12 protein-coding genes are annotated in these 15,236 nt (G+C 55.5%); 9 read left to right on the top strand and 3 right to left on the bottom strand.

Annotated features, from left to right (window positions below; translation table 11 throughout):
- Positions 1-3: 3 nt before the first annotated feature.
- Together OJ965_RS14560 and ssuE are read right to left on the bottom strand one after the other, a co-directional pair.
- Positions 4-957 carry a sulfonate ABC transporter substrate-binding protein gene (locus OJ965_RS14560; RefSeq protein ID WP_009091067.1) on the bottom strand — a complete coding sequence of 318 codons (954 nt, stop codon included), beginning with the start codon at positions 955-957 and terminating at the stop codon, positions 4-6.
- A 10-nt stretch (positions 958-967) separates the two neighbouring features.
- Positions 968-1,519, bottom strand: a complete 552-nt coding sequence (gene ssuE, locus OJ965_RS14555) for an NADPH-dependent FMN reductase (protein WP_009091065.1) — start codon at positions 1,517-1,519, stop codon at positions 968-970.
- A 738-nt stretch (positions 1,520-2,257) separates the two neighbouring features.
- Between ssuE and OJ965_RS14550 the strand changes: the two genes are divergently transcribed.
- The 4 genes from OJ965_RS14550 to OJ965_RS14535 all read left to right on the top strand — a co-directional run bounded on the left by OJ965_RS14550 (position 2,258) and on the right by OJ965_RS14535 (position 6,483).
- Positions 2,258-3,238 (top strand): glycosyltransferase family 2 protein, encoded by a 981-nt coding sequence (locus OJ965_RS14550; protein WP_140028306.1) that lies wholly within the window; start codon positions 2,258-2,260, stop codon positions 3,236-3,238.
- A gap of 102 nt (positions 3,239-3,340) precedes the next feature.
- Positions 3,341-4,642 (top strand): flippase, encoded by a 1,302-nt coding sequence (locus OJ965_RS14545; RefSeq protein ID WP_009091062.1) that lies wholly within the window; start codon positions 3,341-3,343, stop codon positions 4,640-4,642.
- Positions 4,643-4,776: 134 nt separating this feature from the next.
- Positions 4,777-5,787 (top strand): quinone-dependent dihydroorotate dehydrogenase, encoded by a 1,011-nt coding sequence (gene pyrD, locus OJ965_RS14540; protein ID WP_111208088.1) that lies wholly within the window; start codon positions 4,777-4,779, stop codon positions 5,785-5,787.
- Between the two features lie 153 nt (positions 5,788-5,940).
- Entirely contained in the window at positions 5,941-6,483 is a 543-nt protein-coding gene (locus OJ965_RS14535; RefSeq protein WP_150029714.1) for a cell division protein ZapC, read from the top strand.
- Here the strand turns inward: OJ965_RS14535 and OJ965_RS14530 are convergent, their stop codons facing one another.
- Positions 6,484-7,593, bottom strand: coding sequence for a YcbX family protein (locus OJ965_RS14530; RefSeq protein WP_150029713.1), 1,110 nt, complete (start codon positions 7,591-7,593; stop codon positions 6,484-6,486).
- Between the two features lie 111 nt (positions 7,594-7,704).
- On the opposite strand from OJ965_RS14530, the gene rlmKL reads away from it, so the two are divergent.
- The 5 genes from rlmKL to pqiC are packed head-to-tail and all read left to right on the top strand — an operon-like array spanning position 7,705 to position 15,221.
- Positions 7,705-9,819, top strand: a complete 2,115-nt coding sequence (gene rlmKL, locus OJ965_RS14525; RefSeq protein WP_265136580.1) for a bifunctional 23S rRNA (guanine(2069)-N(7))-methyltransferase RlmK/23S rRNA (guanine(2445)-N(2))-methyltransferase RlmL — start codon at positions 7,705-7,707, stop codon at positions 9,817-9,819.
- A gap of 6 nt (positions 9,820-9,825) precedes the next feature.
- Entirely contained in the window at positions 9,826-11,742 is a 1,917-nt protein-coding gene (locus tag OJ965_RS14520; RefSeq protein WP_058957434.1) for an ABC transporter ATP-binding protein, read from the top strand.
- A 14-nt stretch (positions 11,743-11,756) separates the two neighbouring features.
- Entirely contained in the window at positions 11,757-13,025 is a 1,269-nt protein-coding gene (gene pqiA, locus OJ965_RS14515; RefSeq protein WP_150029712.1) for a membrane integrity-associated transporter subunit PqiA, read from the top strand.
- Positions 13,012-14,655: an intermembrane transport protein PqiB gene (pqiB, locus tag OJ965_RS14510; protein WP_009091050.1), complete on the top strand. Its 1,644-nt coding sequence runs from the start codon at positions 13,012-13,014 to the stop codon at positions 14,653-14,655. The genes pqiA and pqiB overlap by 14 nt, the downstream gene beginning before the upstream one ends.
- Entirely contained in the window at positions 14,652-15,221 is a 570-nt protein-coding gene (pqiC, locus tag OJ965_RS14505; RefSeq protein ID WP_009091049.1) for a membrane integrity-associated transporter subunit PqiC, read from the top strand. Before pqiB ends, pqiC begins: the two co-directional genes overlap by 4 nt.
- Positions 15,222-15,236: the final 15 nt, after the last annotated feature.

Genomic DNA, 15,236 nt, shown 5'->3' with positions numbered 1-15,236 from the left:
TCCTTATTGCGTGACGGTGTGGGGATGCCAGAGACGATCCTGAATCGTCACTTTGACTGGCAACAGATGATTGGCATAAAAGAGATCGGCGGTGCGCTGCTGCGCGGCGGCCGTTTCGGCACTGACCGGTGAAATGCGGGTCGGCGGCCGGTGATCCAGATAGCTGGCGATAACCGGTTCGGGCAGGCCCATCGCCTGAGCCAGCAGGGTGGTACTCTGCTGCCGCTGGCTGATGGTGAGCGCATCGGCCGCACTGAACGTGTCGAGCACCTGCTGAATAAAGGCGCCATGGGCTTCGGCATAGCTGCGGGTCGCTAAATAGAACGAGCCGGTCAGGTTGAGCGAGCTGCCATCGATCAGCAGGCGCGAGTTACCCTGCTGGAGCACGGAGGAGTAGTAGGGGTCCCAGATAGCCCAGGCATCAACGTTGCCCTGCTGGAAAGCGGCGCGGGCATCGGCGGGCGTCAGATAGACCGGCGTAATATCGTTAAAGGAGAGTCCCGCCTGCTGCAGCGCGCGCAGCAGCAGATTGTGCGAGCTGGAGCCTTTCTGGAAGGCGACTTTTTTCCCTTTCAGATCCGCCACCTGTTTCAGGGGGCTGTTTTTCGGCACCAGAATCACTTCTGATTTCGGTTTCGGCGGCTCAGAACCTACGTAGAGCAGATCAGCGCCCGCGGCCTGCGCAAACAGCGGCGGAAGGTCGCCGGTGCTGCCGAGATCGATGCTGTTCACATTCAGCGCTTCCAGCATCTGAGGGCCCGCCGGGAACTCGACCCACTTAATATGCGTATGGGGAAAACGCTTCTCCAGTAACTGATGCGACTTTGCCAGCACCATGCTGACTGAGCCTTTCTGATAACCGATACGAATTTCAGCCGGGTCGGATTCGGCGGCCTGAACCTGAAGGCCCGCCAGCAGAAGTCCCGCAACCAGCCACTTTCCTAATCTCTGCTTCATTGCTCTTTCCTTAAACCGCTTGCGCAACGGGGTGGTGGTGACGGGTCAGCGCCAGCCAGAAGGCGGAAACCGCTTCATCCAGACGCTCTGCCAGAGAGGCCTGCAATTCAGGCTGCCGGTCATAATGAACCACCTGATGATCCTCGGCATAAACGCCGTGCAGAATCTCCTGCGCCTTCAGGGCATTGAGAACCGGCTTCAGGGCGTAGTCGAGCGCCAGCATATGACCGGCACTGCCGCCGCTGGCCAGTGGCAGCACCACTTTATGTTCCAGCGCGCGTTCCGGCAGCAGGTCAAGCAGGGTCTTCAGCGCCCCCGAAAATGAGGCTTTATAGATCGGGGTCGCCACAATCAGCCCATCCGCTGAGGCCAGGTCCTCGCGTAATGCCAGCAGGGCAGGCGCATCAAAGCGCGCATTGATCAGATCGTCAGGCTGAAAGTTGTGAATATTCCAGGGAATGACTTCAACGCCACGCGCCTCCAGCTTGTGCTGACACAGCGTCAGCAGGGAAGTTGAGCGGGAGGGGAACCGTGGGCTGCCTGCCAGCGTAATAACTCGCATCATCACTCCTTATAACTAAAAGTTATTGATTATCAAATGTTGAGAACTTATGCCTTCATACTGTCAGAGCAGGGCAGTGGGCTTAAATGATTTATCCGGCAAAGTAAGCGTAAAAACTGCAAATAGAAGCGGCAGAAACCGGGGCGCATCCGGGGACATTCCGAATATTCTTAATTTCAGGGCAAACAGAGAAACGATTCATTAAGGAGGGTGATACAAGATTGCGAAAACAGGCGGAATGCCCGAAAAAAATCGCTCTCGTCTGATTGCCTGAACATTCTGATTGTGGCCAACAACTTCATTAAGCGCAGCGGCCGGGTCAGAAGCAGCACGGAAACTGACTGGTGGTGAGCTTCCTTCGTCTGTTATTAGGATTTATGCCATAAGGCAGAGTGTAATAAAAATGAAGCAATGGTGACGTTTTTCACGGATTCAGACGTTCGCTTACAGATTCCTGAATCTGGTTACGTCTGCTTTATCACCTATTTTTAAATCAATCCTCAACGGTTTTAACATTGCAGCAGGATATTGATGCACGTCTTTTAACAGTGATAGTCCTGTGAAACGTTAAGATATTTTTTACGACTGGTCTTTTTTTACGAAGCCGGTTTAAGATAATCGGGCTGAATCAAAGAAACAGAATATCAGCCTCTCACTCTTTTCATCGCTTCGCCTCTGGTCAGGACCTGCATCAGGCAGGTGAATCGTTTTGTTATTTTTAACAGCTGAGAATTACCTATGTCTGACATCCTGTTATCCGTAATTATTCCAACCTACAACGTTGAGAAATATATTGTCGAGTGCGTTGATTCCTTATTGCGCCAGGTTAAATCTCCCAATGAAATTCTCATTGTGAATGATGGCTCCACCGACGGAACGCTGGCCTTACTTGAACAGAATTATGCGCATCTTTCTCAGGTGAAAATAATTACTACGGAAAACGGCGGCGCCGGTCGTGCTCGCGATGTGGGCATTGAGCAGGCCAGAGGCCAGTTCCTCTTTTTCTGCGACCCGGATGATGTCGTGGTTGATGGGCTGGTGGCGGAACTTGCGACGGTCGCGGAACAGCACCCGGAAACCGACCTGTTCTGTTTCAACTCCTGCGTTTTTCGGGATGGGCAGATTGATGTCACCTCACCTAAAGTCAGACACGAAATTTTTGGCCAGCAGAAATCGCAGGAGGTCTTTTTGCATCTGCTGCGAAACGGCAGATATACCTCGGCGGCCTGGAGTTATATCGTCAGTAAGCGAATTGTCGAGCAGCATAAATTACGCTTTGTTGGACGCGTTCATGAAGATCACAACTTCACGCTCTCCGTGTTTGTAAAAAGTCAGCAGGCCTGGGTCAGCCGTCAGGTTTATTATAAACAGCGTATCCGTAATGGCTCGCTGACCAACAGTACCAAAAGTAATGAGTTTTTCTACCAGCGTTATAACGCTTTTATGCACGCCTACAGTACGTTAAACAGCTCGATCACGAAATCCGCCTGGCGCAGTTCGCTGGAGAAAGCCTATTTAGTTCATTCGTTTCGCCTGATGATCTACCTGTCACTCTATAATGGCACCCCCGTGCCGGAATATGTCCTGAATGCCATCCGCTTCCTGGGCCGTAATGTCAAAACAGAAAACGTCAAGGAGTGGCTACTGTTCAATCGCCCTGAACTCTTTATTGCGTTACAGCATTACAAAGTTAAAAAAGAGCTCAGTCGTGCCGCCTGATCCTGCAAAAGCAGCCGGATTCTGAAAAATTTGAAGCGATATTGTTTATGCCTTAGCGAAATGAGAAGGTGAGACATGCAATGTGTATAAGGTTGTTGCGTCATGGCAAAAGTACTCGATAAAAGTCTGATTATTAATATTTTTTCACTGCTGGCGTATCGCGGCGCGTCGTTTCTGTTTCCGCTGGCTACGCTGCCCTATCTGGCCCGTGTTCTGGGGGTAGAACAGATGGGTACGCTGGCGCTGGCGATCGCCTGCGTGCTCTATTGCAGCACCATCTCCGACTGGGGATTCAATGTCTTTACCACCAAAGATATTGCTCACCATCGTGACGACAAGGAGCGTGTCAGTCAGCTCTTCTGGTCCACCTTCAACGCCAAGCTGATGCTGCTGCTGCTGACCAGTGGCACGCTGCTCACCGCCACCTGGTTTAATCCCGCCTGGCACTCACTGTTCTTTATTGTGCTGGCGAACTGCACGACGCTGGTTGGCTCGCTGTTTTCCTTTGGCTGGCTCATGCAGGGCTTTGAGAAGCTGGGCAAAACCGCAGTTATTGCCACCTTCGGAAACTTCTGCGCCATTCCGCTGACCTTTTTGCTGGTGAAATCTCCGCAGGACACCTGGCTGGCTGCGCTGATCCCTGGCGTCGTCTCCATGATCAGTGCGGCGATAACGCTGAAGTTTGTGCTGGAGATGAAAGTCATTGGCCATTACCGCTTTGAACCGCGTGAAATTAAACAGCGCATCACCGACAGCATGGATGTCTTTATTGCCATTGCCGGGGCCAACCTGTTTAACAGCGTCAACGTGGTGATCCTGGCGACCTTTACCTCTACCTATATGGTGGGGATCTATAACGGTGCCGATCGCCTGCGTAAAGCGGCAAACTCCGTGCCGGAGCAGATCGGGAGCGCCTTCTTTCCGCGCGTCAGCCACCTGTTCGGCCGGGATAAACGCGCCGCGATTGCCGCAACACGCAAAAGTCTGCTGCTCTCATTCTCTCTGAGTCTGTCGATTGTCATCTTTACCTGGTTTTTTGCTGACCTTGTCGTCTCGATTTTACTGGGTAAAGACTTTATTCCGTCGGCGGATGTGCTGCGCGTCTTTGTACTCTGCTTCCTGTTTGGCAACATCGCCTATCCGGCCGGATTACAGATCCTGATCCCACACGGCCTGGCGCGCCAGCGTATGTGGGTCATGATGGCGGCGGGGGTGATTAACGTACCGCTCTGCTGTTTCCTGGCCTGGAAGTTTGGCGCAATCGGCGCGGCATGGTCGATGGTGGGCGCGGAAGCGTTTGTCTGTCTCGGCATTTTTGGCATCATGCATCGTCACGGTATCCTGCGGGAATATCTCTTTCCCTCTCAGGTGGAAAATCGCCCCGTAAACGATTCCGCTGCGTAAGATCAAAGCAAGGTGACTTAACTTCCCGCCTTTCCGCCCTTCGATTTACTTTTGCGCCAGAGCACTTTACCATTCTGGCGCACAATTTCCCGTGCACCGACTTTCACGATTGCTTCCGTCCTTCAGGAGAGTGCATGTTTTATCCTATCGTCCGACCGGCGCTGTTTAAACTCGACCCCGAACGCGCGCACGAACTCACCTTTCAGCAACTGCGCTTTATGAATGGCACCCCGCTGGAACGGTTTTATCGCCAGAATCTGCCGTCGCGTCCGGTCACCTGTATGGGACTGACCTTTAAAAATGCCCTTGGCCTGGCCGCGGGCCTGGATAAAAACGCGGAGTGCATTGACGCCTTTGCGGCGATGGGCTTCGGGTTTGTTGAAGTTGGCACCGTCACGCCGCGCGCTCAGGCAGGCAATGATAAGCCGCGCATGTTCCGACTGGTTGAAGCGGGCGGGATTATCAATCGCATGGGATTCAATAATCTGGGGGTCGATCACCTGGTCGAAAACGTGAAAAAAGCGCGTTTTAACGGCGTACTGGGGATTAATATCGGCAAAAATAAAGATACGCCGGTTGAGCAGGGAAAAGAGGATTACCTGATCTGCATGGAAAAGGTGTATGCCCACGCCGGTTATATCGCCATCAATATTTCCTCACCTAACACTCCCGGTCTGCGCTCACTGCAATATGGTGAGGCTCTGGATGATCTGCTTTCCGCCATTAAACAGAAACAAAAAGCGCTGGAACAGCGTCATCTCAAATATGTTCCGCTGGCCGTAAAAATTGCTCCGGACCTCTCTGAAGAGGAGTTAATTCAGGTAGCGGACAGTTTAGTACGTCACCAGATTGATGGCGTGATTGCGACGAATACCACGCTCGATCGCTCCCTGGTAACGGGTCTTAAGCATGCTGAGGAAGCCGGTGGCTTAAGCGGACGGCCTGTCCAGTCGCGCAGCACGGCGGTCATTCAGCGCCTCTCACAGGAACTGCAGGGACGCCTGCCGATTATCGGCGCAGGCGGCATTGATTCTCTGACCGCTGCGCGTGAAAAGATTGCGGCAGGGGCCACGCTGGTTCAGATCTATTCAGGCTTTATTTATCAGGGGCCAGGATTAATTAAAGATATCGTCACACATCTCTAAGACAATTCTCACAATGCTTCGCCGGGGGGTTTATTTATCCCCTCGGCTCGTTTATATTTTGTCCTGTTGCACGATTTTTCAGCTTTTCCTTATATTCTATTTTCGCTGAATTCTGCGTGACGTATGGCGCAGCGGTAAAAGACAGGGCAGACGATGAACATTAAACCCGACGATAACTGGCGTTGGTATTTTGACAACAGCCACGACCGAATGATGCTCGACCTGGCAGACGGTATGCTTTTTCGCTCCCGCTATTCCCGCAAAATGCTCACGCCCGATGCGTTCTCAGAGTCGGGTTTCTGTGTTGATGATGCCGCCCTCTATTACACCTTTGAAGAGACCTGCCGTCAGTGCAAACTCAGTGGCAGCCATCGCGCTGAACTGGTGCTGAATGCCCTGGTCGCCGCGCGCTTCCTGAAACCGCTGATGCCGAAAAGCTGGCACTTTACCGCGTATGCCCCGGCTATGCAGCCGCGGCCCGGTGAGATGGTGCAGGTTACGCTGGCAGAAGAGGGAACGCAGGCGCGTCTGCTGGTGGTTGAAAGCGGCAGTAACGCGGCGCTCTGCCTGCTGGCTCAGCCAGCACTGACGCTGGCCGGCAAAAATATGGTGCTCGGCGATGCCATCAAGGTGATGAACGACCGCCTGCAGCCCTGGTATGAGGATGTCGCGCCGCGCTATGCCCGCGCGGTCTGACTACTTCAGTTCGACATCGCCTGCCGGAATACAGCTGCAGCTCAGCAGCGTTCCGTCCTGACGCACGGCGCCTTTCTTCAGCGCTTTGACTTCGCCCGACACCAGATTCAGCTTACAGCTGCCGCACAGTCCCGCACGACAGGAGTAGGGGATACGAAATCCCTGCATCTCCAGCTGATCCAGTAACACCTGCTGATTATCCCCGCGGAAGGTCTGTCCCTGAAAGGTGATAGCCACGGCATCAGGGGTCTGCGGCTGCGGTTTCAGCGTCTCAATGACCTCTCCGGCACCGTAGAGGCGCGGAGCATGGCGCTTCAGGATCACCATTTCGTCACCGGCACGTACCACACCCTGATTACGGGCCACCAGATTCAGGCCAAAATCGATATCCCCGCTGCCATCCTGGGCGCTGCGGAACGTCTGCAGAGTGGCGAGCGGATGACCGGCAGGATGTTTGCGTCCGGTTTCGGGGCTGACCGTGGTCAGCACGCAGCGACTGCAGGGTTTCGGCACTTCAAAGATGACTTCACCTATCCGGATCTCCGCCCAGCTGTCTTCATCCCATGCAGCCGCACCGCTCACGACCAGATTGGAACGAAACTGTTCGGCACGTACGCTGGCCGGGCAGCGCTGTTGCAGGTCATGCAGCGAGGCGGTGTTCACCAGCAAAAACGGATAGCCATCGGCAAAACTCAGCGGGACATGGTCAAATGCTTTGACCCGGCGACGGGGTTCAGGTCCGACCCAGCGCAGCTGGACGTCACGGGGAAAGAACTGGCTCAGCCACTGATTAATGGCGGGCGGGGCGATGCGTGCGCCGAAGCGATTGCCCCAGACCTCGGTCGGGTGTTCCTGCTCCCCGAAATCGCTGAAGCGGATAAGCATGTGACTGCCGTCAGGCGCGTCCAGTAACAGCCCCTCAGGTAAAATAGCGGGTGTAAAGCGCACCATCTCCGGATGCTGCCGGGCGGTAATAAAGGTGCCGTCAGGTTCCGTCACCATAAACAGACGATCAAAAGCCAGCCCGCTGCCAGAAACCCGGGCGTGTGACAGTGCCAGCCCCCGCATCGACTTCACAGGATGAATAAATAAGCGGGAAAGCGTGATCATGGTGTTCTCCTTGAAACCCGACGCGCAAGACAAAAGAAGCTAACTTTATGACATAGGTCTGTGATTCGCTATAATGCGCGACAATTTTCTCAAGAGTTAAAAAGTGACGATATGAATTCTCTGTTTGCCAGCACGGCGCGTGGGCTCGAAGAGCTGTTAAAAAGTGAGCTGGACGCGCTGGGCGCGCAGGATTTGCAAGTGGTGCAGGGAGGCGTTCACTACGAAGCCGACGATCGCGTCATGTACCAAAGCCTGATGTGGAGCCGTTTAGCATCACGCATCCTGTTGCCGCTGGGAGAGTTTGGTGTCTATAGCGACCTCGATCTCTATCTGGGTGTGCAGGGCGTGGACTGGCCGTCCATGTTCGGCAGCGACAAAACCTTTGTCGTCCATTTCAGCGGCACCAATGACTCGATTCGCAACAGCCAGTTTGGTGCGCTGAAAGTCAAAGACGCCATTGTGGACAGCTTTACCCGTAAGAATCTGGAGCGTCCCAATGTCGATCGTGAGCAGGCGGATATCCGTATCAACGTCTGGCTGAATGACGATCGCGCCAGCATCGCGCTGGATCTGAGCGGCAGTTCATTGCATCAGCGTGGCTATCGCCAGCAGACCGGTCAGGCACCGTTAAAAGAGAATCTGGCGGCGGCGATTGTGCTGCGTTCTGGCTGGGAGCCATCCACCCCGCTGATCGATCCGATGTGCGGTTCAGGTACGCTGCTGATTGAAGCTGCGCTGATCGCCTGCGATCGTGCGCCTGGCCTGCTGCGCCGTCACTGGGGCTTTATGGCCTGGAGCCAGTTTAATGCTGCGCTGTGGCAGGACGTGAAAAACGAAGCGCATAATCGTGCCCGCACCGGCACGGAGAATACGCAGGCGCGCTTCTTTGGCTATGACACGAACGGCCGGGTGCTGGAGTGGGCGCAGGCGAATGCCCGCCGTGCGGGTGTGGAAGAGCTCTTTACCTTTGCACAGCAGGATCTGCTGAAGCTGACCAATCCGGTGGATGCGGCGGTTCACGGCACGGTGCTGAGCAACCCCCCTTACGGTGAGCGCCTGGAGAGCGAACCGGCGCTGATCGCGCTGCACAGTCAGCTTGGACGCCTGATGAAACAGCATTTTGGCGGCTGGAAGCTTTCCCTGTTCAGCGCTTCACCTGAGCTGCTGAGCTGCCTGCAGCTGCGCGCCGACCGTCAGTTTAAAGCCAAAAACGGCCCGCTGGATTGCGTGCAGAAAAACTATCAGCTCGCGGTGAACAGCAGCGAAAGCGCCGGACAGATTGCGGAAGATTACGCAAACCGTCTGCGTAAAAACGTGAAGAAGCTGGAGAAGTGGGCGCGTCAGGAAGGCATTGAATGCTACCGCATTTATGATGCCGATCTGCCAGACTACAACGTGGCTGTTGACCGCTACGCTGACTGGGTGATTATCCAGGAGTATGCGCCACCGAAAACCATCGATCCCAACAAAGCGCGTCAGCGCCTGTTCGATGTGATCAGTGCGACGCTCACCGTACTGGCGTTGCCTGCAGACCGTCTGATTATCAAAACCCGCGAACGTCAGAAGGGCAAAGCGCAGTATCAGAAGCTGAGTGAGAAGGGCGACTATTTCGAAGTTAAAGAGTTTAATGCGCGTTTCCTGGTGAACCTGACCGACTATCTCGATACCGGTCTGTTCCTCGACCACCGCATTGCCCGCAAAATGCTCGGTAATATGAGCAAGGGTAAAGATTTCCTGAACCTGTTTGCTTACACCGGCACCGCCAGTGTGCATGCCGGTCTGGGCGGGGCACGCTCGACCACCACGGTCGATATGTCACGCACCTATCTGGAGTGGGCGGAACGCAACCTGCGTCTCAACGGGCTGACCGGTCGTCAGCACCGTCTGATGCAGGCGGACTGCCTGAGCTGGCTGCATGAGAGTGATGAGAATTTTGACCTGATCTTTATCGATCCGCCAACTTTCTCCAACTCCAAGCGTATGGAAGAGAGCTTCGACGTTCAGCGCGATCATATGATGCTGATGCGTAACCTGAAGCGCCTGCTGCGTCGCGGCGGCACCATCATGTTCTCCAACAACAAACGCGGTTTCAAAATGGACATGGATGGCCTGAAATCTCTGGGCCTGCAGGCGCAGGATATTACCCAGAAAACGCAGTCGCAGGATTTCGCGCGCAACCGACACATTCACAACTGCTGGCTGATCACACACGCCGGTAAGGAATAAGATTACATGTCATTAATCAGTATCCACGGCGCATATCTCTCCTTCAGCGATGCGCCGCTGTTAGACAACACCGAACTGCATATCGAAGAGAACGAGCGCGTCTGTCTGGTCGGCCGTAACGGTGCAGGTAAATCCACCCTGATGAAGATCATCAACGGTGAACAGCCCCTGGATGATGGTCGCATTATTTATGAAACCGACCTGGTCGTGGCGCGTCTGCAACAGGACCCCCCACGCAATATTACCGGTTCGGTCTATGACTTCGTGGCTGAAGGCGTTGAAGAGCAGGCAGAGCATCTGAAAGCCTATCACGCCATTTCCCATCTGGTAATGGACGATCCAAGCGATAAAAACCTCAATGAGATGGCGCGTCTGCAGAGCATTCTCGACCATCAGAATCTGTGGCAGCTGGAAAGCCGCATCCATGATGTGCTGGAGCAGATTGGCCTGAAGCCCGATACCGAGCTTTCATCGCTTTCGGGTGGCTGGCTGCGTAAAGCGGCGCTGGGCCGTGCGCTGGTGAGCAATCCGCGCGTTCTGATGCTGGATGAACCGACGAACCACCTGGATATTGAAACCATCGACTGGCTGGAAACTTTCCTGAAGAATTTCAGCGGCAGCATCGTCTTTATCTCCCATGACCGTTCGTTTATCCGCAACATGGCGACGCGGATCGTCGACCTTGACCGCGGCAAACTGGTCTCCTGGCCGGGCAACTACGATCAGTATCTGGCGGGTAAAGAGGAAGCGCTGCGCGTCGAAGAGATGCAGAACGCGGAGTTTGACCGCAAGCTGGCGCAGGAAGAGGTGTGGATCCGTCAGGGCATTAAAGCCCGTCGTACCCGCAATGAAGGTCGCGTGCGTGCGCTGAAAGCCCTGCGTCGTGAGCGTTCTGAACGCCGTGAAGTGATGGGCAAAGCGAACATGCAGGTGGGCGAAGCCTCCCGCTCGGGCAAAATTGTCTTTGAACTGGAAAATGTCGATTACGCGGTCGATGGCAAAGTGCTGGTGAAGGACTTCTCTTCCCAGGTGCAGCGTGGCGATAAGATTGCTTTGATCGGGCCAAACGGCTGCGGTAAAACCACACTGCTGCGCCTGATGCTGCAACAGCTTAAGGCCGATCATGGCCGCGTGCATTCCGGCACCAAGCTGGAAGTGGCCTACTTTGACCAGCACCGTGCGGAGCTGGACCCGGATCGCACCGTGATGGACAACCTGGCCGAAGGCAAGCAGGAAGTCCTGGTCAACGGTAAACCGCGCCACGTTCTGGGTTATCTGCAGGACTTCCTGTTCCACCCGAAACGGGCCATGACCCCGGTGCGCGCGCTCTCTGGTGGTGAACGTAACCGCCTGCTGCTGGCGCGTCTGTTCCTGCGTCCCAGCAACCTGATGATTCTCGATGAACCGACTAACGACCTCGACGTCGAAACGCTGGAACTGCTGGAAGAGCTGATTGATGGTTATCAGGGCACGGTACTGCTGGTCAGCCACGATCGTCAGTTCGTCGATAATACCGTGACCGAGTGCTGGATTTTCGAAGGGAATGGCGAGATTGGCACCTTTGTTGGCGGCTACCACGATGCACAACAGCAGCGTGCAGCCTACCGGCAGCATAAGGCCTCAGCCCCAGCCAGAGCGGCAACCAGCACCGCAAAGCCCGCCGCAGAGAAGAGCGAGGCGAAGCGTAACGTGAATAAACTCAGCTATAATCTGGCGCGTGAGCTGGAACAATTGCCGCAAAAACTGGAGCAGCTTGAAGCGCGCATCGGTGAACTGCAGGCGAAGATGAGTCATCCGGACTTCTTCAGTCAGCCACACGATCAGACGCAACCGGTGCTGGATAATCTTGCTCAGGCCGAGCAGGAGCTGGAAACCGCGTTTGCGCGCTGGGAAGAGCTTGAGTCACTGAAAAACGGCGCGTAGGGCAGGGCTAGCGGATGTGTTCAGCAGTGAAAAGTAACGCGTGGATGCTCTGTCCACAGTGCGATTTAACGATCAGGCTGCCGGACATTCCCGTTGGCAGCCGGGCATCATGCCCGCGCTGCCACACTGCTCTGACGGCGAACTGGCATGAACCGCGTAAACGACCAACGGGCTATGCGCTGGCAGCGCTGTTTATGCTGGTGCTGGCGAACCTGTTTCCATTCGTCTCCATGAAGGTGGCCGGGCTGACCAGCCAGATCACCCTGATGCAGATACCCAGAGTGATGGTGTCGGAAGATTACAGCAGCCTCGCTACGCTGTTTCTGCTGTTCGTGCAGGCGGTTCCCGCCTTCTGCATGATAACCATCCTTCTGCTGGTCAATCCGATACCGTTACCCACATCGCTCAGAGTCGGTCTCGCCCGAATCCTGTTTCATCTGCGCAACTGGGGCATGTCAGAAATCTTCATGGCTGGCGTGCTGGTCAGCTTCGTCAAGCTGATGGCCTATGGTGAAATCGGACTGGAAACCAGCTTCTGGCCCTGGGTTCTGTTCTGTCTGCTGCAGTTGCGTGCCTTTCAGTGCGTCGATCGGCGTGCGCTGTGGGATCGCCTCTCACCCCGCCCCGCACTGCCGCATGCGCCCGAGGTGGGCGTCAGTGGCCTGGCGCAGGGCCTGCGATCCTGTCCCTGCTGCACCGCCATTCTGCCTGCGGATAAGCCCGTCTGTCCGCGTTGTGGCGTCCAGGCGCAGGCCCGGCGTAAGCACAGCCTGCAGTGGACGCTGGCGCTGCTGCTCACCTCGGTGCTGCTCTACATTCCGGCTAACCTGATGCCGATTATGGTCACGGAGACGCTGGGCAGCGCCTATCCCTCCAATATCATGGCGGGGGTGATTGTCCTGTGGGCTGATGGCTCCTATCCGGTGGCGCTGGTGATCTTTATCGCCAGCATCATGGTGCCGACGCTGAAAATGCTGGCAATTGGCTGGCTCTGCTGGGATGCCAGCGGACGCGGACGGCGGGACAGCCACAAAATGCATAAGATTTATGAAGTGGTCGAGTTTGTTGGCCGCTGGTCGATGATCGACGTGTTTGTGATTGCCGTGCTCTCTGCGCTGGTGCGTATGGGGCAATTAATGAATGTTTATCCCGCGTGGGGGGCAGTTCTGTTTGCGATGGTGGTGATCATCACCATGATCGCTGCCATGACCTTTGACCCGCGATTACTCTGGGATCGTGCACGTGAAAACACAATGAAGGAGTCGCGCCTTGACGGAAACTAACCACGGCCATGCAAAGGTGGAACAGATTAAGCGCTGGTCGCCGGTCTGGATTGTCCCCATCGTCACGCTGCTTATCGGCGGATGGATCCTCTTCTATCACTTCAGCCATCAGGGGCCGGAAGTGACATTAATTACCGAAAACGCTGAGGGCATTGTGGCAGGTAAAACCACCATTAAAAGCCGCAGCGTGGATGTCGGTGTGGTGGAAAGCGCGGTGCTAAGCGACGATCTCCATCATGTGGAAATTAAAGCGCGCCTGAACGCGGGCATGGACAAGCTGCTGCACAGCGACAGCGTGTTCTGGGTCGTGAAACCGCAGGTGGGCCGTGAAGGTATCAGCGGCCTTGGCACGCTGTTGTCAGGCGCCTACATCGAACTGCAGCCCGGCACGAAAAACCAGGCACCTGAGCAGTACAAGCTGCTGGATGCTCCGCCGCTGGCGCCACCGGATGCTAAAGGGATCCGCATCATACTGGACAGCAAAAAAGCCGGTCAGCTTAATCCGGGCGATCCGGTTCTGTTCCGCGGCTACCGGGTCGGTACAGTGGAAACCAGCTCGTTTGACACCGATAAACGCATGATGACCTATCAGTTGTTTATTGCCGCGCCTTACGACCGCCTGGTGACCACCAACGTGCGTTTCTGGAAAGACAGCGGCATCGCCGTGGATATGTCCGCGTCAGGCATGCGGGTCGAAATGGGATCGCTGACCACGCTGTTCAGTGGCGGCGTCAGTTTCGATGTGCCGGATGGCTGGGATCTGGGTGAAGCGGCGACAAATCATGCCGACTATCATCTGTTTGACGATCAGCGCAGCATCCAGGATTCGCTCTACACCAATCACGTCGACTATGTGCTCTTCTTCTCTGACTCCATTCGCGGTCTGCAGGCTGGTGCACCGGTTGAATTCCGCGGCATTCGCCTCGGTACCGTGTCACAGGCACCGCTGATGAAAGCGGGTCTGGATCAGGCACTGAACAACGATTACCGCGTTCCGGTGCTGATTCGCATTGAGCCGGATCGCTTTATCAGCCGACTGGGCGAGAATTTCGATCTGGAGCAGCATCTGCAGGATGGGAAGAAACGTGGCCTGCGTGCCACGCTGAAAACCGGCAACCTGCTGTCGGGTGCGCTCTATGTCGATCTCGACTTCTATGACAATGCGCCAGCCTACAAAGGCCCGCAGAAAGTCTCAGGTTATGAAGTGATCCCAACCGTCAGCGGCGGACTGAGCCAGATTCAGCAGAAACTGATGGCGGCCCTGGATAAGATCAACAGCCTGCCTCTGAACGGCATGGTCAATGAAGCGACCGGTACGCTGAAAGAGAGTCAGAAGACGATGCGCGATCTGCAGCGCACTATCGACAATATCAACAAAGTGACCGCCAGTCCGGCAATGAAGACCCTGCCGGAAGATCTGCAGCAGACGCTGCGTGAGCTGAATCGCAGCATGAAAGGACTGCAGCCTGGTTCGCCTGCTTACAGTAAGCTGGTCGGGGATATGCAACGACTGGATCAGGTGCTGCGTGAACTTCAGCCGGTACTGAGGACACTCAACACCAAGAGCAATGCGCTGGTATTTGAGGCGAAACCGGGACAGGATCCCCAGCCGAAGAGGGCGAAACAGTGAAAAAAGGATTGATACTTTGTGCCGCGCTGGTGATGAGCGCATGCAGCAGCAGCGTTGACAATACCTGGTATCAGCTGCCCTCCGGGGCGGCTTCCATGCAGGTCAGCAGCAGCCAGATGAACGAAGCTCAGCCGATGCTGTGGGTGCAGCAGGTGACGGTGCCGGATTATCTGGCCGGTAACGGGCTGGTCTACCAGACCAGTGACGTCAAATATGTCATTGCCGCCAACAACCTCTGGGCCAGTCCGCTTGATCAGCAGCTGCAGCAGACGCTGATCACCAATCTGAGCAAGGCGCTGCCTGGGCGGCTGGTAGCCGGATCGCCGCTGGGCGCGCAGCACGACACGCTGAATGTGACTATTACAGGCTTTCAGGGGCGCTACGACGGCAAGGCGATTGTCAGCGGTGAATGGACGCTGGAGCATCAGGGCCGTCTGACCAAACAGGCATTTAATATTGTCCTGCCGCAAACTGAAGATGGCTACGATGCCATGGTCAGAACGCTGGCCACCGGCTGGCAGCAGACGGCGCAGCAGATCGCCAATAGTGTGGTTGCGCTAAATTAAGAATATTATGAATAA

Source organism: Pantoea anthophila (assembly GCF_026104315.1).
Lineage (GTDB): Bacteria > Pseudomonadota > Gammaproteobacteria > Enterobacterales > Enterobacteriaceae > Pantoea > Pantoea anthophila.
This window is presented reverse-complemented; position numbering and strand designations above follow the sequence as displayed.

Coding starts and splice junctions, on each gene's coding strand:
- OJ965_RS14535 (WP_150029714.1), top strand. CDS start 5,941: ATGAACATTAAACCCGACGATAACTGGCGTTGGTATTTTGACAACAGC.
- OJ965_RS14550 (WP_140028306.1), top strand. CDS start 2,258: ATGTCTGACATCCTGTTATCCGTAATTATTCCAACCTACAACGTTGAG.
- OJ965_RS14560 (WP_009091067.1), bottom strand. CDS start 957: ATGAAGCAGAGATTAGGAAAGTGGCTGGTTGCGGGACTTCTGCTGGCG.
- ssuE (WP_009091065.1), bottom strand. CDS start 1,519: ATGCGAGTTATTACGCTGGCAGGCAGCCCACGGTTCCCCTCCCGCTCA.
- pqiA (WP_150029712.1), top strand. CDS start 11,757: ATGTGTTCAGCAGTGAAAAGTAACGCGTGGATGCTCTGTCCACAGTGC.
- pyrD (WP_111208088.1), top strand. CDS start 4,777: ATGTTTTATCCTATCGTCCGACCGGCGCTGTTTAAACTCGACCCCGAA.
- OJ965_RS14530 (WP_150029713.1), bottom strand. CDS start 7,593: ATGATCACGCTTTCCCGCTTATTTATTCATCCTGTGAAGTCGATGCGG.
- OJ965_RS14545 (WP_009091062.1), top strand. CDS start 3,341: ATGGCAAAAGTACTCGATAAAAGTCTGATTATTAATATTTTTTCACTG.
- OJ965_RS14520 (WP_058957434.1), top strand. CDS start 9,826: ATGTCATTAATCAGTATCCACGGCGCATATCTCTCCTTCAGCGATGCG.
- rlmKL (WP_265136580.1), top strand. CDS start 7,705: ATGAATTCTCTGTTTGCCAGCACGGCGCGTGGGCTCGAAGAGCTGTTA.